This is a genomic window from Amycolatopsis sp. CA-161197, assembly GCF_050942255.1.
Taxonomy (GTDB): Bacteria; Actinomycetota; Actinomycetes; order Mycobacteriales; family Pseudonocardiaceae; genus Amycolatopsis.
This window is the reverse complement of record NZ_CP192059.1, coordinates 10,146,082-10,172,351: the sequence shown is the minus strand read 5'-3', so window position 1 is coordinate 10,172,351 and position 26,270 is coordinate 10,146,082. Positions and strand designations below refer to the sequence as shown.

General features: G+C 70.8%; 25 protein-coding genes. 19 read left to right on the top strand and 6 right to left on the bottom strand.

Features of this window, described 5'->3' with window-relative positions; all coding sequences use genetic code 11:
- The first annotated feature begins 22 nt into the window (after nucleotides 1-22).
- The 3 genes from ACQPXB_RS48190 (at nucleotide 23) to ACQPXB_RS48180 (ending at nucleotide 1,854) form a co-directional block, all read left to right on the top strand.
- Entirely contained in the window at nucleotides 23-532 is a 510-nt protein-coding gene (locus ACQPXB_RS48190; protein ID WP_386944271.1) for a SigE family RNA polymerase sigma factor, read from the top strand.
- Nucleotides 533-893: 361 nt separating this feature from the next.
- A complete protein-coding gene (locus ACQPXB_RS48185; RefSeq protein WP_366580358.1) occupies nucleotides 894-1,217 on the top strand; it encodes a hypothetical protein in 324 nt (107 codons plus the stop codon).
- A 37-nt stretch (nucleotides 1,218-1,254) separates the two neighbouring features.
- On the top strand, nucleotides 1,255-1,854 hold the full coding sequence (locus ACQPXB_RS48180; RefSeq protein WP_366580359.1) for a TetR/AcrR family transcriptional regulator: 600 nt from the start codon (nucleotides 1,255-1,257) through the stop codon (nucleotides 1,852-1,854).
- Between the two features lie 4 nt (nucleotides 1,855-1,858).
- Here the strand turns inward: ACQPXB_RS48180 and ACQPXB_RS48175 are convergent, their stop codons facing one another.
- Nucleotides 1,859-2,563 carry a FadR/GntR family transcriptional regulator gene (locus ACQPXB_RS48175; RefSeq protein ID WP_366580361.1) on the bottom strand — a complete coding sequence of 235 codons (705 nt, stop codon included), beginning with the start codon at nucleotides 2,561-2,563 and terminating at the stop codon, nucleotides 1,859-1,861.
- A gap of 164 nt (nucleotides 2,564-2,727) precedes the next feature.
- Between ACQPXB_RS48175 and ACQPXB_RS48170 the strand changes: the two genes are divergently transcribed.
- From ACQPXB_RS48170 to ACQPXB_RS48155, 4 genes are read left to right on the top strand one after another with little or no spacing between them, the layout of a single operon-like run.
- Nucleotides 2,728-4,035, top strand: a complete 1,308-nt coding sequence (locus ACQPXB_RS48170; RefSeq protein ID WP_386944278.1) for an ABC transporter substrate-binding protein — start codon at nucleotides 2,728-2,730, stop codon at nucleotides 4,033-4,035.
- Between the two features lies 1 nt (nucleotide 4,036).
- Nucleotides 4,037-4,942 (top strand): carbohydrate ABC transporter permease, encoded by a 906-nt coding sequence (locus ACQPXB_RS48165; RefSeq protein WP_366580364.1) that lies wholly within the window; start codon nucleotides 4,037-4,039, stop codon nucleotides 4,940-4,942.
- A gap of 2 nt (nucleotides 4,943-4,944) precedes the next feature.
- Nucleotides 4,945-5,832: a carbohydrate ABC transporter permease gene (locus tag ACQPXB_RS48160; RefSeq protein ID WP_366580366.1), complete on the top strand. Its 888-nt coding sequence runs from the start codon at nucleotides 4,945-4,947 to the stop codon at nucleotides 5,830-5,832.
- Nucleotides 5,829-7,883, top strand: a complete 2,055-nt coding sequence (locus ACQPXB_RS48155; RefSeq protein WP_432848756.1) for an alpha-galactosidase — start codon at nucleotides 5,829-5,831, stop codon at nucleotides 7,881-7,883. The genes ACQPXB_RS48160 and ACQPXB_RS48155 overlap by 4 nt, the downstream gene beginning before the upstream one ends.
- A 63-nt stretch (nucleotides 7,884-7,946) precedes the next feature.
- Here the strand turns inward: ACQPXB_RS48155 and ACQPXB_RS48150 are convergent, their stop codons facing one another.
- Genes ACQPXB_RS48150 through ACQPXB_RS48140 form a run of 3 tightly spaced genes read right to left on the bottom strand, consistent with a single transcriptional unit; the run spans nucleotide 7,947 to nucleotide 10,506 of the window.
- Nucleotides 7,947-8,954, bottom strand: a complete 1,008-nt coding sequence (locus tag ACQPXB_RS48150; RefSeq protein ID WP_432848754.1) for a lactonase family protein — start codon at nucleotides 8,952-8,954, stop codon at nucleotides 7,947-7,949.
- A complete protein-coding gene (locus tag ACQPXB_RS48145; protein ID WP_386944283.1) occupies nucleotides 8,951-9,565 on the bottom strand; it encodes a bifunctional 4-hydroxy-2-oxoglutarate aldolase/2-dehydro-3-deoxy-phosphogluconate aldolase in 615 nt (204 codons plus the stop codon). The genes ACQPXB_RS48150 and ACQPXB_RS48145 overlap by 4 nt, the downstream gene beginning before the upstream one ends.
- Entirely contained in the window at nucleotides 9,562-10,506 is a 945-nt protein-coding gene (locus ACQPXB_RS48140) for a sugar kinase (protein WP_366580372.1), read from the bottom strand. Before ACQPXB_RS48140 ends, ACQPXB_RS48145 begins: the two co-directional genes overlap by 4 nt.
- Nucleotides 10,507-10,642: 136 nt before the next feature.
- Here ACQPXB_RS48140 and ACQPXB_RS48135 point away from each other — a divergent pair, with 136 nt between their 5' ends.
- The 11 genes from ACQPXB_RS48135 to ACQPXB_RS48085 all read left to right on the top strand — a co-directional run bounded on the left by ACQPXB_RS48135 (nucleotide 10,643) and on the right by ACQPXB_RS48085 (nucleotide 23,271).
- Nucleotides 10,643-12,751: a hypothetical protein gene (locus ACQPXB_RS48135; RefSeq protein ID WP_432848751.1), complete on the top strand. Its 2,109-nt coding sequence runs from the start codon at nucleotides 10,643-10,645 to the stop codon at nucleotides 12,749-12,751.
- 33 nt (nucleotides 12,752-12,784) lie between these two features.
- Nucleotides 12,785-13,498, top strand: coding sequence for an SDR family NAD(P)-dependent oxidoreductase (locus ACQPXB_RS48130; protein WP_366580376.1), 714 nt, complete (start codon nucleotides 12,785-12,787; stop codon nucleotides 13,496-13,498).
- Nucleotides 13,499-13,526: 28 nt separating this feature from the next.
- A complete protein-coding gene (gene dgoD / locus ACQPXB_RS48125; RefSeq protein WP_366580377.1) occupies nucleotides 13,527-14,675 on the top strand; it encodes a galactonate dehydratase in 1,149 nt (382 codons plus the stop codon).
- A complete protein-coding gene (locus ACQPXB_RS48120) occupies nucleotides 14,669-15,559 on the top strand; it encodes a DUF4380 domain-containing protein (protein WP_366580379.1) in 891 nt (296 codons plus the stop codon). The genes dgoD and ACQPXB_RS48120 overlap by 7 nt, the downstream gene beginning before the upstream one ends.
- Nucleotides 15,560-15,779: 220 nt before the next feature.
- On the top strand, nucleotides 15,780-17,207 hold the full coding sequence (gene purB, locus ACQPXB_RS48115) for an adenylosuccinate lyase (RefSeq protein WP_432848748.1): 1,428 nt from the start codon (nucleotides 15,780-15,782) through the stop codon (nucleotides 17,205-17,207).
- 92 nt (nucleotides 17,208-17,299) lie between these two features.
- Nucleotides 17,300-18,409: an alpha/beta hydrolase gene (locus tag ACQPXB_RS48110; protein ID WP_432848746.1), complete on the top strand. Its 1,110-nt coding sequence runs from the start codon at nucleotides 17,300-17,302 to the stop codon at nucleotides 18,407-18,409.
- A 230-nt stretch (nucleotides 18,410-18,639) separates the two neighbouring features.
- Nucleotides 18,640-19,443, top strand: a complete 804-nt coding sequence (locus ACQPXB_RS48105; RefSeq protein ID WP_366580385.1) for a substrate-binding periplasmic protein — start codon at nucleotides 18,640-18,642, stop codon at nucleotides 19,441-19,443.
- Between the two features lie 48 nt (nucleotides 19,444-19,491).
- On the top strand, nucleotides 19,492-20,268 hold the full coding sequence (locus ACQPXB_RS48100) for an ABC transporter substrate-binding protein (RefSeq protein ID WP_432848744.1): 777 nt from the start codon (nucleotides 19,492-19,494) through the stop codon (nucleotides 20,266-20,268).
- A gap of 6 nt (nucleotides 20,269-20,274) precedes the next feature.
- Nucleotides 20,275-21,042, top strand: coding sequence for an amino acid ABC transporter permease (locus tag ACQPXB_RS48095; protein ID WP_366580388.1), 768 nt, complete (start codon nucleotides 20,275-20,277; stop codon nucleotides 21,040-21,042).
- Complete coding sequence (locus tag ACQPXB_RS48090; protein ID WP_386944295.1) at nucleotides 21,039-21,779, top strand: amino acid ABC transporter ATP-binding protein; 741 nt, start codon at nucleotides 21,039-21,041, stop codon at nucleotides 21,777-21,779. Before ACQPXB_RS48095 ends, ACQPXB_RS48090 begins: the two co-directional genes overlap by 4 nt.
- Before the next feature lie 133 nt (nucleotides 21,780-21,912).
- Nucleotides 21,913-23,271: an FAD-binding oxidoreductase gene (locus ACQPXB_RS48085; RefSeq protein ID WP_432848741.1), complete on the top strand. Its 1,359-nt coding sequence runs from the start codon at nucleotides 21,913-21,915 to the stop codon at nucleotides 23,269-23,271.
- Here the strand turns inward: ACQPXB_RS48085 and ACQPXB_RS48080 are convergent.
- Both ACQPXB_RS48080 and ACQPXB_RS48075 read right to left on the bottom strand, forming a co-directional pair.
- Entirely contained in the window at nucleotides 23,213-24,451 is a 1,239-nt protein-coding gene (locus tag ACQPXB_RS48080; RefSeq protein ID WP_432848739.1) for an alpha/beta hydrolase family protein, read from the bottom strand. The genes ACQPXB_RS48085 and ACQPXB_RS48080 overlap by 59 nt on opposite strands.
- 66 nt (nucleotides 24,452-24,517) lie before the next feature.
- Nucleotides 24,518-25,309 carry an SAM hydrolase/SAM-dependent halogenase family protein gene (locus ACQPXB_RS48075; RefSeq protein WP_432848737.1) on the bottom strand — a complete coding sequence of 264 codons (792 nt, stop codon included), beginning with the start codon at nucleotides 25,307-25,309 and terminating at the stop codon, nucleotides 24,518-24,520.
- 47 nt (nucleotides 25,310-25,356) lie between these two features.
- Here ACQPXB_RS48075 and ACQPXB_RS48070 point away from each other — a divergent pair, with 47 nt between their 5' ends.
- Nucleotides 25,357-26,241 (top strand): phosphoribosylaminoimidazolesuccinocarboxamide synthase, encoded by an 885-nt coding sequence (locus ACQPXB_RS48070; protein WP_366580397.1) that lies wholly within the window; start codon nucleotides 25,357-25,359, stop codon nucleotides 26,239-26,241.
- Nucleotides 26,242-26,270: the final 29 nt, after the last annotated feature.

Genomic DNA, 26,270 nt, shown 5'->3' with positions numbered 1-26,270 from the left:
GAAGAGCGGAGCAGCAGACCGCGTGGACCAGCGCGACGAAGACGAGTTCGCGGAGTACTTCTCCGCGAAGCGGGACGCCGTGCGCCGGACCGCGTACTTGCTCTGTGGCGATTGGCACAAGGCCGACGACCTCGCCCAGACGGCGTTCGTCGCGCTGCACCGGAGGTGGAAGAAGATCAGGGACCGCGCCGCGACCGACGCGTACGTCCGCAAGACGCTCGTGCGCGCCGTCATCGACGAGTCGCGCCGGCCGTGGCGCCGGGAGTGGCAGACCGAGGTCATGCCGGAGCCGGCACCGGACGGCCCCGGCCTGGCCGACAGCGTCGCGACCAGGGAAGACCTGCTGGCGGCGTTGAAGGAAGTGCCGCCGAAACAACGCGCTGTGCTGGTGCTGCGGTTCTTCGAGGGCCTGGACGTGACGGCCGCGGCGAAGGCGCTGGGCTGCAGCGAGGGCAACGTGAAGAGCCAGACCGCGCGAGGGCTGGCGAACCTGCGAGAGGTGCTGGAACGGGAGGTGGAGGCCAATGGATGAGCGTGAGTTGTTCTCCACTCTGCCTGGCGAGGTGCCGCCTGCCACGTTCACGAAGGACGACGTCGTGCGCGAGTCGCGCCGGCTGACGTTGCGCCGCCGCAACCGCATTGCCGCTGGTGGCAGCGCTGTGGTCCTGGCTTTGCTGGGCTTCGGAGCGTACGGGCTCGTGGCCGGTACGGGCGGTAAGCCCGATTCCGCCGCTGTCATGAATTCGGCCGAAGCTCCCGCGCAACCCGGTGTGTCGGCTGCGCGTCCTTTGGGTACTGGGGAGGGGAACTTCCCGGCTCTGCCGCCTCAGCAGGGAGGCAGTGGAGACGGGAGGACCGGCCCTCGGGTCGAAGGCGCCTCCGGGTGCGAAAAGGTGGACTGGGAGCTCGCCACCGCCCTCGCTGGCGAGCTCCCAGGCCACTTCACCGCCACGGAAGCCTCCCAGGGCAGCGTCTGTACGACGGGCGCCCGCGGCGCCGGGTTCCCCCTGCCGGACGGCGCGATCTCCGTGGCCGTCTTCCCGCGCGGGGCGCCGGTGACGTACCCGGCCCAGTCGGCCGGAGCGGTCACCGCGCGTGCTGCCACCGGTACCGGCGGGACCCTCGTGCTGGTGAGTGTGCCGGGGACGTTCGGGCACCCCGCGCCGTACGCCGGTGAACTGGCGCGCTTCGCCGCCTCGCTGGCACCCCGGTTCTGACGGCCCGTTGATGGCGCGGCTGGCAGAATGACCGGCCATGACGGCAGCAGCAACCACCCCCAAGGGCGAGCGCCGCCGGGCCACCCTCGTCGAAGCCGCGGCGGAGCTGCTCGCCGAAGGCGGGTTCGACGCGGTGCGCCACCGAGCCGTCGCCGAGCGGGCCGGCCTGCCGCTCGCGTCCACGACGTACTACTTCGACTCGCTCGAGGACCTGGTGACCGCCGCGGTCGAGCACCACTCGCAGGTGGAGCTCGCCAACGGGCGGCAGCAGCTGGAGGAGCTGGCCACCCGCAACCGCGGCGTCTCGGCGACCGTGGAGCTCGTGCTCGACCTCCTGCTCGGCCCGCCCTCCGGCGACCCGGAAGCCGACGCCGAGGCCGTGCTACTGCGCTACGAACGCCTCGTGGCCACCGGGCGGCGGCCGTATCTGCGACCGTTGATGCGGACGCTGTCGGACCAGCTGAACGAACTGCTGCTGGAGATCTTCACCCGCTCGGGCACGCCCGTGTCCGCGGCGGAGCTGGAGCGCCTGGTCGCACTGGTCGACGGCGCGGTGGTGAACGCCCTGATCGCCATCGACCCGGCGCCGCGGGCCGCTGCGGCGAGGATGTTGCAGGCGGCGCTCGCCGAAAGCTGACCGCCTACCGCCGCGACTTCTTCGCCTTGTCCAAGTCGTCCCGGGACTTCGTCACCAACGCGAACATCGCACCCTCCGCCGCCCCCGGATCTCGGGCCAGGATTGCGTCCAGGACCTTCCGGTGGGAGGGCACGGGGTTGTCCGAGGGCCCCGATCCGTGCACCAGCTTGTCGCGCTCGGCCAGCCCGATGGCGATGACGCGTTCGACCTGAAGCAGGAAGTTGTTGTGCGTCGCGGTCATCAGGGCGCGGTGGAAGGTCAGGTCGGCGCGGACGCTGGCTTCGGGGTCGTCGCCGGCGGTGGTCATGTCGTCGAGGGCGGCCTGCAAAGCCGCGAGATCCACGGCGTCCGCGCGTTCGGCGGCGATGCGGGCGGCGGCGGGTTCGACGACGGTGCGGACCTCGGTCAGCTCGTCGAGCAGGCCCGGGTTGTCGCTGGCCGCGGTTTGCCAGCGCATGACGTCGGTGTCGAGCATGTTCCACTGGTCGCGGGGCTGCACGAAGGTGCCGCGCTTCTGGCGCGCGTCGATCATTCCCTTGGCGGCCAGCACTTTGAGCGCCTCGCGCAGCGCGGTCAACGAGATGTCGAGCTCTTCGCGCAGCGCGGGCAGGTCGAGCACGGTGCCCTCGCCCCACTCGTCGGACAGGATCCGGGCGGCGAGCGTCTCCACGGTCTGTCCGTGCAGACCGCGGGGCCGGTGTTCGGACAATGGAGGTCCCCTCAGTCGGCAGTGCGGAGTCATCGTACCTCGGACGCGATTACGTCATAAATTATGAATACATCTTGACAGCCGCCAGCCCGGTTGCAAGTCTGTGCCAGCAGTCACTCCCCCGCAGGGGAGCGACGCTCCATTCAGACAAAGGGGTCACAGCGATGACGACTGCAGCAGGCCTGTCCCGCCGTCATTTCCTGCGCAACGCCGGCCTCGTCGGCCTGGGAGCACTCGGTTCGAGCAGCTTCCTCGCCGCGTGCGCCACCTCGGCCTCCAACGGCCCGGTGAAACAGGCCGCCGGTGCGGTCACCGTCCAGTCGAACCTCTCCTCGCCGCAGGCGAAGGTCGCCATCGAGGCGCTCGCCAAGGCGTTCGGGGACAAGGGCGGCGCGACCGCGACGGTCAACACCGTCGCGTCGGAGACCTTCCGCACCCAGCTGCCGAGCTACCTGACCTCGGCGAACCCGCCCGACACGTTCACGTGGTACCCGGGTTCGCTGCTGTCGGGTTACGCGAAGAAGGGCCTGCTGCTCGACGTCGGCGACGTGTGGCAGACGATGGGCAACTACTCCCAGGCCATGCGCACCCTGTCGGGCGACGGCGCGGGCCACCAGGTCTTCGTGCCCACCAGCTACTACTGGTGGGGCTTCTTCTACCGCAAGTCCAACTTCGCCAAGTGGGGCGTGAAGCCGCCGACGAACTGGAGCGAGTTCCTCGCGCTGTGCGAGACGTTGAAGGGCAAGGGCATCTCGCCCATCGGCCTCGGCGCGGGCGGCGGCACGCAGTGGACCGCCTCGGCGTGGTTCGACTACCTCAACATCCGCATCAACGGCGCGCAGTTCCACCGCGACCTGCTCGCCGGGCGCGGCCGCTTCGACGACCCGAAGGTCAAGAAGATCTTCGACCCGTGGCGCCAGGTGCTGCCCTACACCGACCCGAACGGCACGGCGCTCGCGTTCCAGGACGCCACCACCGTGCTGCTGCAGGGCAAGACCGGCATGGTGCTCACCGGCACCTTCTTCGCCGACGCCGCCCCGAAGGACGCGATCGACGACCTCGACTTCTTCCAGTTCCCGATCCTCGACCCGAGCGTGCCCGTCGCCGAGGAAGGCCCGACCGACGGGTTCTTCGCCAGCGCCCGCACGCCGCACGTGGCCGAGGTCAAGGAATGGTTCAAGTACGTGGCCACGGCCGAGGCGCAGGAGCTCTACATCAAGAACTCCTCCGGCACCGTGCTGCCCGCGAACCCGTCGGCCAAGGACTCCGGCACGCCGCTGGTCCAAAAGGGACGGAAGCTGCTCAACGACGCCAAGGAGCTCACGCAGTTCTTCAACCGCGACTCCTCCGACGCGCTGCAGCCGACGGCCGACGCCGCCCTGATCCGCTTCATCCAGAAGCCCAACGAGCTCGACTCGATCCTGAGCGACTGGCAGACGGCCGCGGCGAAGGTCTGGCAGGGGCAGTCCTGACATGGCGGTGCTCGCTGCCCCGGTGAAGCGTCGACGGCGCGCGGTCCGCCGCGTGCCGCCGACGCTCCTCCTGTTCGTGCTCGTGCCCGTCGCTGTCGAGGGCTTCTGGGTCTTCTGGCCGGCGCTGCAGGGGTTCTACCTGTCGCTGACGAACTGGGACGGGGTCTCCGCACCGACGTTCGTGGGGCTCGACAACTACGCCGAGATGTTGTCCGACGACATCTTCGGCACGGCCGCGCTCGACACGGTGATCTGGATCGTGCTGTTCGGCGGGTTGTCGGCGGCCGGTGGGCTCGGGCTCGCCATGCTGCTCAACCGCGAGCGCAAGGGCGTCGGCTTCTACCGGGCCGCGCTGTTCACGCCCGTGGTGTTCTCACTGGTCGCGACCGCGCTGATCTGGCAGGCGATCTACCAGCCCGACGGCGTCTTCAACAACATCCTCGGCGCGATCGGCCTGGACAGCTGGAAACACTCGTGGCTCGCCGATCCCGACACGGCGCTCTACGCGGTGCTGGTGCCGGCTTTGTGGCGCCAGCTCGGTTACGTGATGGTGCTGTACCTGGCCGGTCTCAAGGGCATCGACCCCGCGCTGTACGAAGCGGCCAAATTGGACGGTGCCACGGCCTGGCAACAGTTCCGGCACGTGACGTGGCCGCAGCTGCGCAGCGTCAACTCCGTGGTCCTGTCGGTGATCATCATCGACTCGCTGCGGTCGTTCGACGTGGTGTGGTCGATGACGAAGGGCGGGCCGTACCACTCGTCCGAGCTGCTGAGCACCTATATGTACTCCACCGCGTTCCAGTCGCTGCGGCTCGGTTACGCGTCCGCGCTGGCCGTGGTGATCTTCGTCCTCGCGTTCGGTGTGATCGTGACCTACCTCGTGCGAGCGTTCCGGGAGGACCAGTGAGCGTGACCACGACCCGGCCGGCAGCTCCTGCCGCGCCGGAGGAACGAGTCCCGGCCAAGCGCGGCCACGGCAAGCAGGGCCGCACGTTCGGTTTCCACCTGGTCGCCGGCGGCCTGTCGGTCCTGTGGCTGCTGCCGATCGTGCTGGTCATCACGACCAGCGTCCGGTCCTTTTCGGACATCGCGAGCAACGGCCTCGGCGCGCTGCCGCACTCGTTCGACCTCAGCTCGTTCGGTGAGGCGTGGGGCGTCGGCGGCGGCGGCCACGCGATGCTCAACAGCTTCATCGTCACGATCCCGACCGTGCTGCTGTCGCTGCTGCTCGCGTCGGCCGCGGCGTTCGCGCTGAGCCGTTACCAGATCCCGTTCCGCCGCACGATCATCCTCGTGATGCTGTCGGGCAACCTGCTGCCGCCGCAGATCCTGCTGGTGCCGGTGTCGAAGCTGTCCGAGCTGCTCGGCATCTACGACACGCTCACGGCGCTGATCATCGTGCAGGTCGGCTTCGGGCTCGGCTTCTACACGTTCGTGCTGCAGGGTTTCATGCGGTCCATTCCGGACGAGATCCAGCAGGCGGCGCTGATCGACGGCGCCGGGCCGATCGCCATCTTCTGGCGCATCATCCTGCCGATGACCCGCCCGGCACTGGCGGCGCTCGGCGCGCTGGCGTTCACCTGGACGTTCAACGACCTGCTGTGGTCGATCACCGTGCTGCGCACGGAAACCGTGATGCCGGTGACGCCGGCGTTGCTCGGCCTGCAGGGCCAGTACGTGTCCAACTGGAACGTGATCGCGGCGGGTTCGGTGATCGCCGCCGTGCCGACCGTGGCCGTGTTCCTGCGGTTCCAGAAGCACTTCATCTCCGGGCTCGCGATCGGGGCGATCAAGTGAACCAACGGTGGACGCTCGAACTCGAGTCCACTTCGTACACCGTCACGCTGGAGCCGGGGAACCGGTGGCTGGAGCTCGTCGCGTGGGGTCCGCGCGGCGTCGAGCGTGGTCCGTCGCCGCTGGCCAATCGTGGTGACGTGCACTTCATCACCGACGCGGACGCCGCGCCGGTCGAGTACGCGCCGCGCGGGCTGCGGCCGTTCTCGGGCGCGGACCTCGCGGTGGCGGGGGATTCGTGGTGGCGCTTCGACGCCGACGAGTCCACCGAAACCGTGCTGCGGCTGGCGTTTGTCGACGAGGTGACCGGGCTGCGGGCGGTGCAGTGTTACCGCGCGGAACCGGGCACCGACGTGCTGTGCCGGTGGGTCGAGTTCACGAACACCGGCAGCGCGTCCGTCGAGATCGACCGGCTCGGTTCGGCGGGCGTGTGCGTGCCGACCGGACTCGACGGTGCACGGCTGACGTACCTGACCGGCCAGTGGTCGCAGGAGTTCACGCGCCGCACGACCGTGCTCGAAGCCGGCGGCTTCCGCATGGAGAGCCGGTTCGGCGTGCCGGGGCACCAGTACGTGCCGTGGCTCGCGGTGCAGGACGCGGGTGAGCCGGACGGTCCGGCGTACGGCGTTTCCCTGGCCTGGTCGGGTTCGTGGGAGCTCGACGCCGAGATCGAGCCGAGTGGTCTCACGCGCGTGCGCGCGGGCCGGCTGGCCAATCCCGGCCCGATCCGGCTTGAGCCCGGCGCCGCACTGTCCACTCCGGAACTGGTCTTGGCGTCCAGTGTGGATGGACTCGCGGGCCTGGCCGACGTGTGGCACGCGTACTCGCGCAAGCTCGCCGGGCCGCGGCTCGAGAAGCGCCGCCCGGTGCTGTACAACTCCTGGGAAGCCACCGGGTTCGAGGTCAACGGCGCACGGCAGCTCGACCTCGCCAAGCAGGCCGCGGACCTGGGCGTGGAGCTGTTCGTGGTGGACGACGGCTGGTTCGTCGGCCGCGACGACGACACCGGCGGCCTCGGCGACTGGACGCCCGAGGAATCGTCGTTCGAGGGCGGTTTCGGCGCGTTCGTCGACTCCGTGCGTGGGCTGGGGCTGGACTTCGGCCTGTGGGTGGAGCCCGAGGCGATCAGCCCGAAGTCGCAGCTCTACGCCGAGCACCCCGACTGGGTCTACCGCCTCGACGGCCGCCCGGCGACGCTGATCCGCAACCAGCTGCTGCTCGACCTCGGCAAGCCCGAGGTGTTCGAGTACGTGCGCGGAGTGCTCGACGAGCTGCTCACCGCGTACCCGATCTCCTACCTCAAGTGGGACATGAACCGGCCGCCGACCGAACGCGGCCGCCCCGGCGCGCCGGCGGCGGACCTGGACGCCGAGCACGTCGCCAACTACCACCGGCTGCTCGGCCACCTGCGCACGACGTACCCCGACCTCATCGTCGAGTCGTGCGCCGGCGGTGGTGGCCGCACGGACCTGGCGACGGTCTCGCGCAGCGACGTCGTGTGGCCCAGTGACAACACCGCGCCGCTCGACCGCCTGCGCATCCAGGACGGGTTCCTGCTGATGCACGCGCCGCACCTGATGAGTTCGTGGGTCACGGACGCACCCGGCGTGTTCGACCCGCGGCCGCGTTCGCTGCGGTTCCGGTTCGTGCTCGCGATGGCGGGAGTGCTAGGCATCGGGGCCGACCTGTCGCACTGGAACGCCGACCAGCGGGCAGAAGCCGCAGAGCTGATCGCGCGGTACAAGGCTTTGCGGCCGATCCTCCACACGGGACGGTGCCGCGTCCTTTCCGGACCGGAGAAGCCGACGGCGGCCAACCAGTACACGCTGGGCGACGAGATCGTGGTCTTGGCGTGGAACACCGGCCAGGTGATCGGCACGCCACTCGTGCCCGGTCGCTCGTCCCGCATCCGGCTGCACGGCCTCGACCCGGCCGCCGCTTACCGCGACGAGGCGGGCAAGGAGTACTCCGGCGCCCACCTCACGCACGTCGGCCTGCCGGTCGAATGGACCGCGGCGCACGACGCGGACGTGTTCGTCCTGACCCGGGTCTGAACACAGAACAACGCCCTGCCGGCTTCACCGAGCCGGCAGGGCGTTGTTCGTTCTCCGAAAGACTTACAGGTCCAGCGGCAGCACGAAGCTCGGCGAACCCGTCGGGTACTTCACGACTTCGGCCTTCCCCAGCTGACCGAGCGGGAACGCGGTGATCGTGTCGTCCGACTGCGCCGCGACGTAGCAGGTGCCGTCCGCCATGGCGAAGTGGCGCGGGTGCGCGCCGCAGGGCTGGTCGGCGACGGCGGCCAGCGGTGAGCCGGCGAACGACGTGATGCAGTCCGCACCGCGGTTCGACAGGTACACCTCGGAGCCCAGGATCTCCAGCTGCGCCACGATGTTCTCGCCCTCGAAAGCGCCGTGCGTGGCCGGTGTCGAAGCCACGACCTCGAATGCGCCCGGGGACGTCTCGCGCACCGTCAGCACCTCGCTGGACAGCTCACAGGCCACGTAGGCCAGGTCCGAGCCGGGAATCCGCACGAGCTGGCGAGGCCCGCTGCCCGGGGGCAGCTTCGACACGGCGAGCGGCGACAGCGTGCCTTCGGAGGACAGCGTGTAGCTGCGGATCTCGTCCGTGCCCAGGTCCACGGCGCTCACCACGGAGCCGTCGGCGTTCGGCACGGCCATGTGGACGTGCGCGGACTCCTGGCGTGCGGAGTTCGGGCCGGTGCCGCTGTGCTGCACCAGGTCCGTGCGGCCGGTGATGCGGCCCTCACGCGACAGGCCGAACACCGCGAGGCTGCCGCCGGTGTAGTTGGCGCACAGCAGGAACCGCCCGTCGGGAGTCACCGCGAGGTGGCACGGGTGCGCGCCGCCGCTGGGTACCTCCTCGTCGAGCAAGGACGGCTCTCCGTCCACAAGCGACACCGAGCTGACCGCGCCCTCGTCGGTCTCATCGGTGGCGTAGAGCACCGGCAACGTCGGGTGCTTGACCAGCCACGACGGCGACCTCAGCACCAGCGTCGACTCCCAGGTCAGCCCCCCGGCCGAGTCCCGGCGGAACGTGGCGATGCCACTGCCCTTCCCGCCCATCTCGGCGGTGTAGCAGCCGACCAGCACGACGTCCGTCACGAGCCCTCCCTCACCATCGCGGCCACGCGGGCCCTGATGTCGTCGGCGGTCCCGCGCGTGAGCGCCGAGCCCATGCCGACCGCGACCGCGCCCGCCGCGAGCCACTCTGGCACGTCCTCGGGAGCGATTCCACCCGTCGGCACGAGCGGCGCCTGCGGCAGCGCCGCGCGCACGTCCTTGACCCATCGCGGGCCCAGCGCCGTGGCCGGGAAGACCTTCACCGCGTCGGCGCCCTCTTCCAGCGCCCGCACGATTTCCGTCACCGAGCCGGCGCCCGGGAACGCGGCCGCGCCGTACCGGTGAGCGGTGCGGATCACGGCGGCCTCGAAGTTCGGCGACACCAGGAACCGCGCTCCCGCACGGATCGCGAGCACGGCGGAGGCCTCGTCGAGCACGGTGCCGGCACCGATCACGGCGTCGGGGTACGCCGCCGTGAGCTCCTCGATCGCCGCCAGGGCACCGGAGTTGGTGAGCGGGACCTCGATCGACCGCAGGCCCGCGTCCACGGCGGCACGAGCGGCGACCACGGCGGACGCGGCATCCGCGGTCCGCACGATGCCCACGACCCCTTGCCGCAGGGCGGCGTGCGTGATCTCCCAGCGGTAGCTCATCGGTGTACCTCCTCGCCGCCACCGAGGGCGGCGCTCGTGCGGGCCAGTTCGGCCCGGTCGGGCAGTCCTTCCAGATCCGTGCGCGTGCCGACGACCAGCGCCGCCGACACCGCGCCGGCCAGCAGCGCTTCGGCGGGCGAACCACCGCGCAGCCAGGACGACAGGTAGCCGGACGTGAGCGCGTCGCCTGCGCCCACCGGGTCGACGACCTGCGTGACCAGGGTTTCCTGGCTCCACTCGTACTCGGCCGTGACCGCGCGCGCCACCTTGTCGCGCTGCTTCACCACGACCGTGCCGACACCCTTGGCGACCAAATCGGCGGCCGAAGCGTCGAGCAGCTCCAGCTCGTCCTCGCCGGCGAACACCAGATCCGCCTGGTGCAGCAGCGGTCCCACGGTCTCGCGCCACTGCGCGGGCGACGCCAGCTTGAGCCGCACGTTGGGGTCGAACGCGATCGTCGCCCCCGCCGCGCGCGCCAGCTCGAACAACGCCAGCACCGCGTCGCGCGCGGACAGCGACAGCATCGCCGTGATGCCCGAGACCAGCACGAGCCGCGCGCCGCCGAGGCCGGCGGCGCGGACGTAGTCGGCCGACAGCGAGCACGCCGCCGAACCCGCGCGGTGGTACTGCACGTCGATGCCGCGGCCCGGGGTGTCGTCGCGCAGCAGCAGTCCGGTGAACCCGGCCGGGTCCACCTCGACGCCCGAGACGTCCACGCCTTCGGCCCGCAGCGTGCTCAGCACGGCGGCGCCGGACGAGTCGTCGCCGACGCGGCTGAGCCAGCGCACGCGGTGGCCGAGCCGCGCGAGGCCGACCGACACGTTGGCTTCGGCCCCGGCCACGGACGCGGTGAAGGTGTGCGCGCGCCGCAGCGCGACGCCGGGTTCCGCGAGCAGCAGCCGCATCGCTTCGCCCAGGGTGAGGACTTCGATGTCGTTCATCGCAGGCAGCATACCGCGTGAAATCTTAATTTAGGATTTATTCTTGACGCGACCTCCGCGACCCCGGCATGCTGCTCGCGGGCCGGACGATCACGGCCCCCTTCGGCGCTGTTTCGACGACGAAAGGTGTCGCCACATGCTCCCGCGCTCCCCACGCAGATCCCGCAGGGCACTCACGATCACGGCGGCGGCCGCGGCCGCCGCCACCGTGGTCGGGCTCGCGACCCCCGCCTCCGCGGCCCCGGCCGCGCTCTTCCCGCAGCAGTCCACCGCCGCCGACCAGGGCGCCCCGGACTACTACAACTCCGGCCTGGCGCAGACGCCGTACATGGGCTGGAACAACTACTTCGGCATGCCGACCGTGACCGAGGCCGGCGTGAAGGGTGTCGCCGACTACCTCGTCTCCAGCGGCCTGGCCAAGGCCGGCTACAAGTACGTCTGGATTGACGGCGGCTGGAACGCCAAGGTCCCGCGTGACGCGCAGGGCAACCTCGTGCCCGACCCCGAGCGTTTCCCGTCCGGCATGTCCGCGCTGGTCAAGTACATCCACGACCGCGGCCTGCTCGCCGGCATCTACACCGACGCCGGCCCGTCCGACGGCAAGAACTGCGCCGCGGGCAGCCAGGGCTACTACGAGCAGGACACGAAGCGCTTCGCCACCTGGAAGTTCGACGCGATCAAGGTCGACTTCCTCTGCGGCATCGCGAACAACCTCGACCCGGCGAAGGCGTACACCGAGTTCAGCGCGGCCCTGCAGAAGGCGGGCCGCAAGATGATCCTGAACATCTGCAACCCGGTGACCGACGACTGGGGCGTGCCGCACACGCCCAGCCAGACCGCCGGCGTCTCCTACACCTTCGGCCCGCTCGTGGCCGATTCCTGGCGCACCAACACCGACGTGGCCTTCGGAACCCCGTACGAGGGGATCTACAAGGACATGCTGCGCAACGCCGACGTCAACGCGGCGCACCCCGAGGCCAACGGGCCCGGCCACTGGAACGACCCCGACTTCCTGATCCCGATGCGCAAGACCGAGCAGGGCACCCTCGAGATGAACGAGGAGGAGTCGACCACGCAGCTCGTGCTGTGGGCGGAAATGGCTTCCCCGCTCATCATCGGCTCCGACCCGCGCACGCTGCCGCAGTCGATGATCGACACGCTGAAGAACCCCGAGATCATCGCCGTCGACCAGGACAAGCTCGGGATCCAGGGCGTTCGCGTGGCTTCCAACGGCTCGACCGACACCTACAGCAAGCGGCTCTCGAAGGACGGCGACCGCGCGGTCGTGCTGCTCAACCGCGGTGACGCGGACACGCAGATGACGCTGAACTTCGCCGACGCCGGCCTCACCGGCAAGGTCTCGATCCGCGACCTGCGCGCCCGCGCCGACCGCGGATCGGCGACCGGCACCTACACCGTCACGGTTCCCGCGCACGGCACGGCGTTCCTGAAGCTGCACGGCACGGACCTGGTGCCCGGCACCAGCGTCGCGAGCGGTGCTTCGGCCAGCCCGGCCGTGGTGCGCACCGGCGACAAGACCGTGACGTTCACCCGCGGCCCGCTCGGTGTGCTCCAGACGCAGGGCCTCGGCAAGGGCACCTCGGTCATCGGCGGCCCGTTCCTCGGCCAGCCGGCGGCGAACGCGCACGGCTCGGCCATCGACGTCTACGTCCGTGGTCTGGACAACGCCGTGTGGCAGCTGACCTACGACGGGAAGCGCTGGGGCGCCTGGCACCGGCTCGGTGGCAACCTCACCGACTCGCCGTCCGTGACCGCCGACGGCACGCTCTACACCCGGGGCACCGACGGACAGGTCTGGACCCGCACCACCGACGGCCGCTGGTCCTCGCTCGGCTCGCCGAACGGCGCGCAGATCTACGGCCGCCCCGGCGCCGCGACCTCGACGGCCGGCACCACGGTCGCCGTCCGCACCCCGGACGACGGCGTGTGGGTCCGTACCCGCGGCACCGACGGCACGTGGTCGGACTGGACGTCGATCGGCGGCACCGTCTCGAGCAGCCCGACGCTCGTCGCGCAGGGCGACAAGGTCTCGGTGTTCGCGCTGGCCAGCGACTACACGCTGTGGCAGAACGACCGCACCGGCACCACGTGGGCCGGCTGGTTCAAGCAGCCGAAGTACCCGTCCGGCAGCGTCGTGGGCACCCTCGGCGGTGCGGCTGACGCGAATGGCGTCTGGCTCGGGGTGCGTGGTCCGGACGACCATGTCCGCGTAGACAAGCTCTGAGTACCAGGCTCTGAGCACGAGGAGGATTTGGCGATGTCCACACCAGACAACCCGACGGCCGTGGTGACCGGTGCCGCGTCAGGCATCGGCGCGGCGACGGCCCGGCGCCTGCAGGCCGACGGCTACCGCGTCGTGGGTGTGGACCTCGCCCCCCTCCCCGACGACCTCGCCGGCGTGCGCGGCGATGTGACCGCCGACGAGACCTGGGCGCAGGTCGTCGCGATGGCGGGCGAGGGCGGGGGCATCACTGCGCTGGTCAGCAACGCGTATGTACCGACCACCGGTCCGCTGCACGAGATGCCGCGCGAGCAGTGGCAGCACCAGCTCGACGTGAACCTCACCGGTTCCTACCTCGCGGTGAAGGCGTGCCTGCCCTCGCTGCGGGCCCGGCGGGGTTCCGTCGTGCTGGTGTCTTCGGTCCACGCGCGGTTCGGCCTGCCGGGCCACCCGGCGTACGCGGCGAGCAAGGGCGCGCTGGTTTCGCTGGCCCGCCAGCTCGCCGTGGAGTACGCGCCGGAAGTGCGCGTGAACTCGGTGCTGCCCGGTCCCGTGCGCACGCAGGCGTGGGACCGGCTCACCGAAGAGGACATCGAACGCAGCGCGCGGGCCACGCCCGTCGGACGGCTGGGCGACCCGGGCGAGGTCGCCGCCGTGATCGCGTTCCTGCTCTCGCCGGCGGCCTCGTTCGTCACGGGCGCCGACCTGACCGTCGACGGCGGCTGGTCGGCCGCCAAGGATTCCGCTTAGACCGCGTCTCTTAGGAAGTGGGGGTCAGGTGAAGATCACCGGTATCGAGACGTTCCTCGTCGCACCACGTTGGTTGTTCCTGAAGGTGAACACCGACGAGGGCATCTCCGGCTGGGGCGAGCCCGTGGTCGAGGGCCGCGCCGAGACGGTGCGCGCGGCGGTGCACGAGATGGCCGAGCTGCTCGTCGGCCAGGACCCGCTGCGCATCGAGGACCACTGGCAGACGTTGCGCCGCGGCGGGTTCTACCGCGGCGGGCCCGTGCTCTCCAGCGCGCTCGCGGGCTTCGACCACGCGCTGTGGGACATCGCCGGAAAGGTGCACGGGGTGCCCGTGCACGAGCTGCTCGGCGGGCCCGTGCGCGACCGCGTGCGCGTGTATTCGTGGGTGGGCGGCGATCGTCCTTCGGGCATTTTCGACGCCGTGTCCGCGCAGGTGGAGGCCGGTTTCACGGCGGTGAAGATGAACGTGGCGGGACCGCTCGCGCCCATCGCGTCACCCGCCGAAGCCAACGCCGCGCTGGCCCGGGCGCGTGAGGCGCGTGAGGCGCTGGGCCCGGAGCGCGACCTCGCCATCGACTTCCACGGCCGCGTCTCGCCCGCGATGGCGCGGCGGCTGGTGAAGATGCTCGAAGAGGTCCAGCCGATGTTCGTCGAGGAGCCGGTGCTGCCGGAGACGCAGGGAGGCGCGCTGGCGTCGGTCGTCTCCGCGTCGACGGTGCCGATCGCGGTCGGCGAACGGCTGTACTCGCGCTGGGAGTTCAAGCCGGTGCTCGACGCGGGCGTCGCCGTGGTGCAGCCCGACCCGTCGCACGCCGGCGGCATTTCGGAGCTGCGGCGCATCGCCGCGCTGGCCGAGGTCTACGGCGCGAGCATGGCCCCGCACTGCCCGCTCGGCCCGATCTCGCTGGCGGCGTCGATGCAGGTGGCCTTCGCGACGCCGAACTTCCTGATCCAGGAACAAAGTCTCGGCATGCACTACCACCAGGGCACCGAGGCGCTGAGCTACCTCACGGACTCCGCGCTGTTCCGCTTCACCGACGGCTACGCCGCGCGGCCGACCGCCCCGGGCCTCGGCATCGAGGTCGACGAGGAAGCCGTGCGCCGCGCCGACGAGGTCGGCCACCACTGGCGTTCGCCGGTGTGGCGCCTGGACGACGGCGGGCTCGCCGAATGGTGACCGACGTCGTGTGGCTCGACAACGGTGTGCTGCGGCTCGGCGTCGTCCCGGCGCTGGGCGGGCGGCTGTTGTCGCTGGCGCACGGAGACGTCGACCTGCTGTGGCGCAACCCGGCGTTGCTGAGTCCCGACCTGCAGCCGCTCGACGGTCACGTCCTGGCCCCGAACTCCGGCCGGATGGGCGACTGGGTCAACTACGGCGGAGACAAGACCTGGCCCGCACCGCAGGGCTGGGACGGGCCCGGCCAGTGGGCGGGGCCGCCGGACCCCGTGCTGGACTCGGGCCCGTACTCCGTCTCCGGCCTCACCGGGTGCTCGGTCACCCTGACCAGCGGCGTCGAACCCCGCACGGGCCTGCGGTTCACGCGCGAGCTGACGCTGGGCTCGGGCGCTTCGTACACCCTGCGGCTCACCGCGGCGAACTGCTCCGAGGCGCCGGTGCGCTGGGCCCTGTGGAACGTCACCCAGCTCCCCGGCGGCGGCACCGTCACGGCGGGCCTGACCGGCGTGCGCACCCCGGCCGTCGTGGAGCTCGTGGCGGGCACCGGAAACCCGAAGTACACAGTGGACGGTGGCACGCTCGTGGTGCCGGCGCAGGACGTCGTCGGCAAGCTCGGCGTGCCGGACACCGCGGGCTGGGTCTCGTGCACCATCGGCGAGACCACGCTCACGCTGTCCTTCGACGTCGACCCGGCCGCGGAGTACCCCGACGCCGGGTCGCCGCTGGAGATCTGGCTGGAACACCCGCTGCCGGAACCCCTCGCCGACCTGGGCGACCTCGACCCGCCGGCGCGCATCGTGGAGCTGGAGGCGCTCGGCCCGCTGACCACGCTCGCTCCCGGTGAGACGACGTCGCTGACCGTGACCGGAACCGTCTCGGGCTGACGGCTCAGGCGTTCCAGCCGGGCGCGCGCGACGTGGTTCGTGCCCGTTCGTCACCGTGAGTGCCTCCGATAAATCCCTCGCGCACCCGCGGTCGGGTGTGTCAGGCTCTCCGCCGGCTCGGTGCACGGGGTGCCGAGGCCTTCGCGAGGCCGAACCGGTGGGAGTCACTGTGATCCCACCGGCCCCGCCCACGTCTGACCTGCGCGGGTATCGTGGCCGCGTGACGGACAAGCCCCGGATTCCCAACGTGCTCGCTGCCCGCTACGCCTCGCCCGAGCTGGTGCGGCTCTGGTCGCCCGAGCAGAAGGTGGTGCTGGAGCGGCAGCTGTGGCTCGCCGTGCTCCGCGCGCAGAACGAACTGGGCGTCGAGGTGCCCGAAGGCGTGCTCGCGGACTACGAGCGCGTGATCGACGACGTGAACCTCGAGTCGATCGCCGAGCGCGAGCGCGTGACGCGCCACGACGTGAAGGCCCGCATCGAGGAGTTCAACGCCCTCGCCGGCCACGAGCACGTGCACAAGGGCATGACCTCGCGCGACCTCACGGAGAACGTGGAGCAGCTGCAGCAGCTGCGGTCGCTGGAGCTCATGCGCAGCCGTGTCGCCGCGGTGCTCGCGCGCCTGGCCGCGCTGGCCGTGGAGCACTCCGACCTCGTGATGGCCGGGCGCTCGCACAACGTCGCCGCGCAGGCCACCACGCTGGGCAAGCGCTTCGCGACCGCGGCCGACGAGCTGCTGGTCGCGTTCTCCCGCCTGGACAACCTCATCGAGCGCTACCCGCTGCGCGGCATCAAGGGCCCGGTCGGCACGGCGCAGGACATGCTCGACCTGCTGGGCGATGAGTCCACTTTGGACCTCCTGGAATCCAAGATCGCCGAGCACCTGGGGTTCCGCAACCACTTCGTGAGCGTCGGGCAGGTCTACCCGCGTTCGCTCGACTTCGACGTGCTGTCCACGCTGGTGCAGCTGGCCGCGGCGCCGTCGAGCCTCGCCAAGACGATCCGCCTGATGGCCGGCCACGAGCTCGTGACCGAGGGCTTCAAGCCGGGCCAGGTCGGCTCGTCGGCCATGCCGCACAAGATGAACACGCGCTCGTGCGAGCGGGTCAACGGCCTCGCGGTCGTGCTGCGCGGGCACCTGTCGATGATCGGCGAGCTCGCGGGCGACCAGTGGAACGAAGGCGACGTGTCCGATTCGGTCGTGCGTCGCGTCGCGCTGCCCGACGCGTTCTTCGCGCTCGACGGCCTGCTGGAGACCTTCCTCACGGTGCTGTCCGAGTTCGGCGCCTTCCCGGCCGTGGTCGAGCGTGAGCTGGATCGCTACCTGCCGTTCCTCGCCACCACGAAGGTGCTGATGGCGGCCGTGCGCGGCGGCGTCGGGCGGGAGACGGCCCACGAGGCGATCAAGGAGAACGCCGTCGGCGTGGCCCTGACCATGCGCGAGCGCGGTGCCGAGAACGACCTGCTCGACCGGTTGGCGGCCGACGACCGGCTGCCGCTCGACCGCGGTGACCTCGACAAACTCCTCGCCGACCGGATCTCGTTCACGGGCGTGGCGCCGGCGCAGGTCGAGGAGGTGGCCCAGCGCGTGGAGACCGTGCTGGAGCGCTTCCCCGAGGCGGCGCAGTACGCGCCGGGACCGATCCTGTAAGCGGAACTGACGGGACCCGACGGAAAATCCGGCTACTCCGGAGCGAGGCTGCTTCCTAGCCTCGGGGCACTGGCGACAGAAGAGAGTCGACGATGCCCCTCGCCCGCCGTGGCCTGGTTCTCCTGCTCACCGCCGTGCTGGCGGCCGCGTGTTCGAGCGGCCCGCCGGCCGCTCCCGCCCAAGCTCCGGCGCCGGCGTGCCGGGTGGTGAAGACCCCGGTCTCGGTGCCCGGCGTGGCCGCGCCGGGCCAGCTCACCGGTGATCTGTGCACGCCCCCGAGCGGCAACGGCACCGTGCTGCTGCTCGTCGCCGGGGGCGGCGAGAACGCCGACTACTGGGACCTGCCCGAGCTGCGCTCGAACAGCCTCGTGCGCGCAGCCCTGGCCGAGGGCTACGCCACCTACGCGCTCGACCGGCTCGGCACCGGCCGCTCGACCGTGCCGGCGTCGAGCAAAGCGGTGACCTACGACGCGCAAGTGTCCACTGCGGACCAGGTGGCGACGGCCTTGCGCAGCGACGCCCAGGTGTTCGGCACGACCTGGCACACCGTTGTCGGCATCGGCCACTCGCTGGGCTCCGGCACGCTGGCCGGCGTCGCGGCCAAGCACGCCGGAGTGCTCGACGCCCTGATCCTCACCGGGTACGGCGCCGCCGTGACCCCGGAAACCCTGCAGCTCGACAAGCTCTACCAGGTGCCGGCGCGGACCGTCGGGACCCGGTGGCAAGGCCTGGACGACGGGTACGTGACGGTGCTGCCGGACAAGGTCGAGCAGATCGGCCTCGTCCACGGCCCGGGCACCGACCCGAAAGCGCTACCGGTGATCGGCGCCCACCAGGGAATCCTGTCCGACACCGAGCTGTCGTCGCGGCCGCAGGGCGCCGCCGCGGCCGCGCAGGCGGCCCGGATCACGGTGCCGGCGCTGGTCGCTGTCGGCCAGTTCGACCGCCACTACTGCGAGGGCAATCCGGTGGGCGCGCCGCCGTCGCCGACGCCGCAGTGCGCAGGAGCGCCCACGTTCCAGAGCTACGAGAAGAAGCTCCTGCCGAACGCGTGCCTCGCCACGCACCTGGTCACCGGCAGCGGGCACGCGATCCAGGAGGAGCTCGCCGCACCGGCGGCGAACGCGTTGTACCTGTCGTGGCTGCGAACCACCTTCGGCGGCGGAAAAGCGCAGTGCGCGGAGACCGGCCCGATGCCGTGAGCTACCTCATTCGCGAGCGCCCGCGAAGCCCGCGAGTCCCGTTCACCGGGAAACCGGTTCCGGCTCGACCAGCGCCGGCGCGAATTCCTGTGACCGCGGGCACGAAGTCCACGTACTGAGACGAAGTTACCCGATCGGGCGAAATCCCTAATCTCGGACGCTGAACCCGGAAGCGCCAGGCCGCACCCCGCGGCCTGGCGGTTTTCATGTCCGTGAGCCAGGAAGAAGTCATGCGCAAGCTCCTCAGCACCCTCGCCGTCGTAGTCGCCTCTGCCGTCACGCTCACCGCGTGCGGCTCGTCGGACGCGTCGGGTCAGACGCTGCGCGTCGGCACCCTCACGGACGCGCCGCCGAGCATCTACCTCGAAAACGGCCAGTTCACCGGCTACGACAACGAGCTGCTGCGCGACATCGCCAAGCGCGAAGGGTTCCAGGTCGAGTTCGTCGGCACCGAGTTCTCCGGCCTGCTCGCCAAGGTCGCGGGCGGCCAGCTCGACATCGGCAGTTCCACGATTTCGGCCACCACCGCGCGCAAGAAGACCGTCGCTTTCTCCAACGGCTACGACACCAGCTACACCACCGTCGTGAGCAAGAAGGGCGCGAACCTGGCCGACGCGAGCGCGTTCGCGGGCAAGCGCCTCGGCGTGGTGCAGGGATCGGTGCAGGACGAGTTCGCGGGCAAGCTCGCGGGCGCCGAGGTCGTGCGCTTCCCCGACTACAACGCGGGTTTCGCGCAGCTGCGCGACGGCGGCCTCGACGGCTGGGTGGTGCCCAAGGACATCGGCCAGAAGTACCTCGACCAGAACCCGACCGTGCCGCTGGAGTTCGGCTACACCGTGCTGGACAAGGACACGCCCTCGGCCTACGCGGTCGCGAAGTCCAATCCGGACCTGCTGAACAAGCTCAACGACGGCCTCGCCAAGGCCGTCGCGGACGGCACCGTCGCCCGCCTGCACGCCCAGTTCTTCAAGCAGGCGCCCGTGGCCCCGGAGCTGGCCAAGGGCGGTCCCGGTCTGCCGGTGAAGAACGCGTGACTGTCTTATCCTGCATCGACGGTTCCGGCCGGGAAGCTGAGGAGTGACATGAAGAAGACATTGGTCACAGCCGTCACGGCGGCGGCCCTGCTCGCCACGCTCACCGCGTGCGGAGGGGGCAGCGGCAGCGACGGTGACACCCTGCGCGTCGGCACGCTGAGCGACTCGCGACCCAACGCCTACCAGGAGAACGGCCAGTTCACCGGGTTCGACAACGAGCTGTTGAAGGACATCGCGGCCAAGGAGAACCTGAAGGTCGAGTTCGTCGCGGTCGACTTCTCCGCGCTGCTGGGCCAGGTCGCCAACGGGACGTTCGACATCGGCAGCGCGGGCATCGCGCAGACCGACGCGCGCAAGCAGACCGTGGCGTTCTCCGATCCGTACAACTACCAGTCGCTCGGCATCGAGGCCAAGGAGACGGCGGGCATCACCGACGAGAGCTCCTTGGCGGGCAAGCGGATCGGCGTGGTGCAGGGCACCGTCTCCGACACCTGGCTCGCGGCCAACGCACCCAAGGCCCAGGCCGTGCGCTTCCCGAACGACGCGGCGGCGCTGAGCGCGCTGAAGTCGTCGGCGATCGACGGCGCGGTGTTCGACGCGGCCTCGGCGGAGGACTACTCGGCGAAGAACCCGGGCCTCAAGGTCACCAAGACGATCACCACGACGATCCCGCACGGGTACGCCGTGAAGAAGGGCAACACCGACCTGCTGAACAAGCTCAACGACGGCATCAAGAAGGTCGTCGCCGACGGCACCTGGAAGAAGGTGCACCAGCAGTTCGAGCCGAACGAGCCCGTGCCCACCGATTTCGCCACGGGGCAGTAGCGCGTTATGGATCAGTTTCTCGACACGTTCCTCAACTGGGACTACATCTGGCAGGTCTTCCCCGACCTGCTCAAGACGGGCCTGGTCAACACGCTGATCCTCGCCGGGGTGTCGGCGGTCATCGGCACCGTGCTCGGCATGGTGCTGGCCGTGATGGGACTGTCCAAGAAGATCTGGCTGCGCTGGCCCGCGCGGGTGTACACCGACATCTTCCGCGGTCTGCCCGCGATCCTGACGATCCTCGTGATCGGCCAGGGTCTCGGCACGCTCGCGCGGCCGATCGTCGGCCACAACCCGTACCCGCTGGGCATCACGGCGCTGAGCCTGATCGCCGCGGCCTACATCGGCGAGATCTTCCGCGCGGGCATCCAGAGTGTCGAAAAAGGACAGCTGGAGGCCAGCCGCGCGCTGGGCATGACCTACACCAAGGCGATGCTGCTGGTGGTGATCCCGCAGGGCGTGCGCCGCGTGCTGCCCGCGCTGGTGAACCAGTTCATCGCGCTGGTGAAGGACTCGACGCTGGTGTACTTCCTCGGGTTCCTCACCTCGCAGCGCGAGCTGTTCCGCATCGGCCAGGACCTGGCGGCCAACACGGGCAACCTGTCGCCGCTGGTGGCCGCCGGCGCGGTGTACCTCGTGATCACCGTGCCGCTCACGCACCTGGTGAACTACATCGACAAGCGCCTGCAGACCGGCCGCAAGGTCCGCGCCGACCCCGGCGACGACGGCGGCAGCAACCTGTCGCTCGTGAACACCGAGAGGGTGAGCCTGTGACCACCGCCGTGCGTTCGTCCAGTGTGGAGCTGCGCGACATCCACGTCAGCTTCGGCACGCTCGAAGTCCTGCGCGGCGTGGACCTGAGCGTGCCCAGCGGCCGCACCACGTGTGTCATCGGGCCTTCGGGCTCGGGCAAGTCCACGTTGCTGCGCTGCGTCAACCGCCTGCAGGAACCCGACAGCGGCGACCTGCTGCTCGACGGCACCAGCGTGATCCACTCGAACCCGGACGTGCTGCGCCAGCGCGTGGGCATGGTGTTCCAGCACTTCAACCTGTTCGGTCACCGCAGCGTGCTGGACAACATCGTGCTGCCGCTGCGGAGCGTGAAGAGACTGTCCAAAGAGGACGCGACGGCGATCGCGCACGCGCGGCTGGCCGAGGTCGGCCTGGAGGACAAGGCCCCGTACCGGCCGTCGGCGCTCTCCGGCGGGCAGCAGCAGCGCGTGGCCATCGCGCGGGCGCTGGCGATGGACCCCGAGGTGATGCTGTTCGACGAGGCCACCTCCGCGCTGGACCCCGAGCTGGTCAAAGGCGTGCTGAACCTCATGGCGGGCCTGGCCGAGCGGGGCCTCACGTTGATCGTGGTCACGCACGAAATGGGCTTCGCTCGCAGCGTCGCCGACGAGGTGGCGTTCATGGACGCGGGCCGGATCGTGGAGCAGGGCAGCCCGGACCAGATCTTCGACAACCCGCGCAGCCCGCGGTTGCAGCAGTTCCTTTCGCAGGTGCTCTGAGCGCTCTCGGCAATTTCCCCGAATCGTTCGCCCGTATCACGAAATTCGGTGACTTGACCGGAGAATTCCGGAGCGTAGTCTCGGCCCCGCACTTCATCGCATTCACGCTCGAGGCGAGAGCGAGGAAGCCGAGATGGGTGGAGCCGGGGAGCTCACCGCGCGGGTCAAGGGCGGCGTCTATTTTCCGGGCGACGTGGGATACGACCGGGAACGGGTCGGGTTCGACCGCGCGCTCGACCACCGGCCCGAGGTGGTGGTGGCGGCCGGGGCCGAGTCCGACGTGGTCGCGGGCGTGCGCTTCGCCGCGGAGCACGGGCTGGCCGTCGACGTGCAGGCGACCGGCCACGGCGCGCACCGCTCGATGGGCGGCGGCCTGCTCGTCACCACGCGGAGCCTGAACCGCGTCGAGGTCGATCCGCGCCGGCAGGTCGCGCGCGTTTCGGCCGGCGCCACCGCGGGCGACGTGCTCGCCGCCACCGCCGCACACGGCCTGACCGCACCGGTCGGGTCCGCGCCCGGCGTCGGCTTCGTCTCCTACAGCCTCGGCGGCGGCCTCGGGATGCTCGGCCGGCGCCACGGGTACGCCGCCGACCACGTGCGCCGCCTCGATGTCGTGACGGCCGACGGCCGCGAGCTCACCGTCACCGCCGAGCAGCACACTGACCTGTTCTGGGCCCTGCGCGGCGGCGGTGGCAACCTCGCCGCGGTCACGGCGCTGGAAACCCGCCTGGTGCCGCTGCCCGAGCTCTACGGCGGCGGCCTGTTCTTCACCGCCGAGCGCGCGCCGGTGGTCATCGAGCGGTTCCGGTCGAGCCTGGCGACGGCGCCGCGGGAGCTGAGCCTGTCGCTCGCGTTCCTCGCCTTCCCGGACGTGCCGGGCGTGCCCGAGCCGCTGCGGGGCCGGTTCTGCTGCCACCTGCGCGTGGCCTACCTCGGCGCCGCGGACGCCGGCCGGCGGTTCGTCGAGCCGCTGATCACGGCGGGCCCGTTCCTCGACACGGTGAAAACGATGCCGCTGACCGACCTCGGCTCGATCCACGCGGATCCGGTGGGCCCGATGCCGGTCGACAGCGAGAGCGTCGCGCTGACCGGCGAAGACGCGCTGGAGGTCGTGCCCTCGCTCGTGAATCCGCACGCGCCGTTCATGCTGGAGCTGCGCCACCTCGGCGGCGCGCTGGCCGACCGGCCGGCGATCGCGAACGCCGTCGGGCACCGCGCGGCGCGGCTGAACCTGTTCACGTCGGCCTACCCCGGCACCACCCCCGGGTCGCAGGCGCACGTCTACGACGCCGTTTCGGAATGGAGCGCGGGCGGTCCACTGAGGACGTTCCTGCCGACGAGCCACGTCGACGCGTCGTCCTGCTACGAACCGGCCACGGCCACGGAACTCGCGCGGCTCAAGGAGGTCTGGGATCCGGGTGACGTGTTCAGCTTCACGCCGGCCGTGGTGGCACCAGCTCTTCGAGCCAGTCGAACATCCGGTTCTCGGTGAGCAACCGGCCCATCGGCTGCACGTGCTCGTTGGCGCCCTCCTCGACGGTGAACCGCAGCAGGTCGGCGCGGCCGCCGCGCCCGCGCACCAGCTCGGCGAGCCGGCTGGACTGACCGGGCCAGAACTGCTCGTCGTCGGGGTCGGCGATGAGCAGGGGCGTGCTGATGGCGGCGACGGTTTCCTCGTCCAGCCGGTACTTCTCGACGGCCTTGAACAGGTCGTACCAGTCCTCGTGCGAGTACGGCCGCGCTCGGAACGTCAGGGTGCGGCGCAGGCCCGGCAGACGGACGGCGAGGCCCATGTCGCGGTTGAACGCGTCGCGCTCGCTGTGCGCGAGCGCCGACCGCATGCCCCTGGACAGCGGGTGCATCCACGACGCCGACACGTCGACCACACCCGGGTCGAGCACCGCGGCGGCCAGGCGGTGCTCGAACGCGAGCGCACGGGGCAGCCAGTAGCCGGCCTGGCTGATGCCGTAGCCGGCGAGCTCGGCGACGTCCGGACGGTCGACGAGCGTGTCGACGACCGGGGTGAGCACGGCTTCCCAGTCGTGGCGGAAACACGTTTCGCTCTCGAACAGCATCGACTGCTGGCCGGGGCCGTCGTAGAGGAACGCGTTCCAGCCGCGGGCCAGCGCGCCGGCGGCGGCGGAGGTCCACAGGTCGCTGAGGGCGCCGTCGCTGCCGTTGGTGATGACGAGCGTCCGGCGTGCGGTGCCGGAGGCGTCGGGGCGCAGGAGGTAGCCGGGCAGCTCTGTGCCTTCGTAGGGAACCGGTACGCGGAGGAAGGCGCCGTCGGAGCAGTCGACCACGGCTTCCCAGCATTCCCGGTGGTGGCGGAACGCTTCGGTCAACGCGGCCGTGTCGTCCCCTGTGGACAGTCCGTCGACGACGCAGGCCCAGTACGTCGCCGCGCGCAGGTAGTGGGAGCCGGCGCTGACCAGGTGCCCGGCTTCGCGCGCCTTCAGGGCTTCTTCCTGGACGCGGCCCGCGGTCCGTTCCCATTCGCGCGCCCAGTCCGCTTGCCGGCCGACGCGGGCGATCGTCGCCAGCACCTCGCCGACCTCACTCGCCCCGCGCACCGCTCGGCCGAGCACCCCGCGCGTCGCGAAATCGAGCTCGTCGTCGCGGAAGAACCCCGCGGAAATGACCTTGTTGCCGTGGGAAACCAACGCCGCCATTCGTGCCTCCCCATTTTTCGTCCACACTCGCCTCTCGGTGCGGGCGTTGACAAGGCGGCGTTCTGCTCAGCCGGTGGGGGAAGCGGTGATCGTGCATTCCTCGGCGGCGCCCAAATTCAGCACGGCAGCAGCGGATCCGCCGTTGACGGCGACCGCCAGGTGGCCGGCGGAGTCGGTGAAAACCAGGTTCGCGCCCGGGGGCACGTCGCCGAACGTCCGCCCGATCGTCGCGGACACCGCGACGCGTTCGCTGTGGACCGTGACGCCGCCCGCCAGCCCGGTCAGCTCCAGGTCGGCGGGGGTGGCGGCGAGCTGGACGTTGCCGAAGTGGTCGACCGTCAGCACGTCCGACACGAGCTTCCCGGGGAACGCGGCGATCAACGGCTCCGGCAGCCGGACCAGGTCGTCGACCTCAGGCCCGAAGCTCGCGGGTTCGGCCCCGAGCGCGAGGCGCGCGGCGGCGGGGGCGAACACGTCGCGGCCGTGGAAGGTCGCCGACGCCGGGCCGGGCACGTCGATCTCGTAGGCCTCGGTCACACCGCCGAGGGCGGCCGCGGCGGGCAGGAGCAGCCCGTTGTCGGGCCCGACCAGCGGACCTCGGGGGGTGACGACGACCAGTCCGCGCCGGGTGGTCCCCACGCCGGGGTCCACCACGGCCAGGTGCACGGCATCGGGCAGCGAGGGCACGGTCTGCGCCAGCACCGCCGCGCCCGGGCGCACCTGGTGCGGTGGCACGAGGTGCGTCACGTCGAGCACCCGGACGTCGGGCGCCAGGCGCGCGATCACCCCGTGGCAGGCCGCGACGAAGCCGTCGCGCAGGCCGTAGTCGGTGGTGAACGAGATCCAGCGGTAGCGCATGACCTGCATCATCCTCGGTTCCGACGGCCTCGGGTTAGGGTGCAGCCGTGACGACGCTCGCCGAATACCCGAAGATCGCCGCCGGCAAGGTCCGGGAGCTCTACGCCGTGGGGGACGACCACCTGTTGCTGGTCACGTCCGACCGCATCTCGGCGTACGACTTCGTGCTGGACACGCCCATCCCCGACAAGGGCCGCGTCCTCACGGCGATGAGCGTGTTCTGGTTCACCCAGCTCGCCGACCTCATCCCGAACCACCTCGTGGCCTGGGACGACCCGCGCATCCCCGCCGAGGTTCTGGGCCGGGCGCTGCTCGTGCGGCGCCTGGACATGCTGCCGGTGGAGGCCGTCGCGCGCGGGTACCTCACGGGGTCGGGTTTCTCGGACTACCAGCGCAGCGGTTCGGTCTGCGGCGTCGAGCTGCCGGGCGGACTGGTCGAGTCGGCGCGGTTGCCCGAGCCGATCTTCACGCCGGCCACGAAGGCCGAGCTGGGCGAGCACGACGAGAACGTGTCGTTCGAAACGGTCGCCGCGCAGATCGGCGCTCCGCGCGCGACCGAGGTCCGCGACGCGACGCTCGCCATCTACCGCCGCGGCGCCGAGTTCGCGGCCGAGCGCGGCATCCTACTGGCGGACACGAAGTTCGAGTTCGGCCTCGACGCCGAGGGCCGGCTCGTTCTCGCCGACGAGGTCCTCACGCCCGACTCGTCGCGCTACTGGCCGGCCGAGGGCTACGAGCCCGGCCACGCGCAGCCGTCGTTCGACAAGCAGTACGTGCGCGACTGGCTCACCGGTCCGTCCGGCTGGGACCGTGCGTCGAACACCCAGCCGCCGCCGCTGCCGGACGACGTCGTGGCCGCCACGCGCGCGCGGTACGTCGAGGCCTACGAGCGGATCAGCGGGCTTTCGCTGGCCGACTGGCCGGGCGCCTGAAACTGTCGGTGGTCGCTGGCAGACTGGGG